The 1,222-nt window shown below is 48.5% G+C and carries 1 pseudogene; it reads left to right on the top strand.

The window, feature by feature from the left end:
- Positions 1–55: 55 nt before the first annotated feature.
- A pseudogene (locus CWM66_RS27855) lies at positions 56–1,215 on the top strand (IS30 family transposase).
- Positions 1,216–1,222: the final 7 nt, after the last annotated feature.

Here is a 1,222-nt window from a genome sequence, read left to right as displayed (position 1 = left end):
CTGTGAGTTCAACGGGTCGATGCAACGCTATCCTTAATCGAAGGGGGACGTTGCCATGAAACGAAGAACGCGCATTTACTACACGCCAGAACAGAAAGCGATTATCCAGGACAGATATAAGCAAGGTGATTCCCTGCATGATATCGCCAGAATGTTCGACAGATATCATTCTTCTATCATGCCCACTATCCACCAGACTGGTGGATACCGTCCCCCTGTCCGAAAGCGGCACCCGTTAGCGCTTTCGCTTGATGAAAGAGAGGAGATATCCAGAGGGCTGGTAGCAAAACGCAGCATCAGGGACATCGCTGCCAAATTATCAAGAGCTCCCTCAACGATTAGTCGCGAGATCAATAGGCACGGAGGTGCAAAACAATATCGTGCAGCAAAAGCGGATGCCACTGCATGGGAAAGTGCCCTGAGACCAAAACCCTGCAAGCTAATCGAAAGCCCCACTTTGTGTAAAATCATCGCAGAGAAGATGCATCAGGACTGGTCGCCGGAACAAATCGCCGGTTGGCTAAAACGCTGTTATCCCGATAATCAGGAAATGCATGTGTCACACGAAACAATTTATAAAACGCTTTTTATACAAACCCGGGGTGCATTAAAAAAGAACTGCAGCAATGCCTCAGAAGCGGAAGAGTCGTGCGTCGATCCAGAACATCATCGCTTAAAGGGAAAGGTTTAGGGTCAATCCCGGATACAATCTCTATCAGCGAAAGGCCACCTGAAGCCGCTGACAGAGCCATACCAGGGCACTGGGAAGGTGACCTGATCCAGGGCTCGAAAAACTCCTGTATCGTCACCCTTGTAGAACGTCATTCCCGTTTTGTTATGCTGGCCAAGATCAGGGACAACAAGACCATAACGGTTATATCTGTACTCATCAAACAAGCCCGGGAATTACCTGCTGAGCTTTATAAAACATTAACATGGGACCGGGGCGCTGAAATGACCAGCCACACCCGGTTTACTGTAGCCACAGATATTCAGGTTTACTTCTGCGATCCTCAATCCCCCTGGCAACGCGGCTCCAATGAAAATACGAACAGATTGCTCAGGCAGTATTTTCCAAAAGGAACTGACTTATCGGTTCACAGCCAGCAAAGACTTAACAGTGTTGCCAGACAGCTCAACGAAAGGCCGAGAAAAACGCTGGACTTTGAATCACCCGCAGAGCGTTTTAACCAATGTGTTGCATCCATCGGTTGAACTCACA

The sequence above is a fragment of the Kosakonia sp. H7A genome (assembly GCF_003028445.1).
Lineage (GTDB): Bacteria > Pseudomonadota > Gammaproteobacteria > Enterobacterales > Enterobacteriaceae > Kosakonia > Kosakonia radicincitans.
This window is presented reverse-complemented; position numbering and strand designations above follow the sequence as displayed.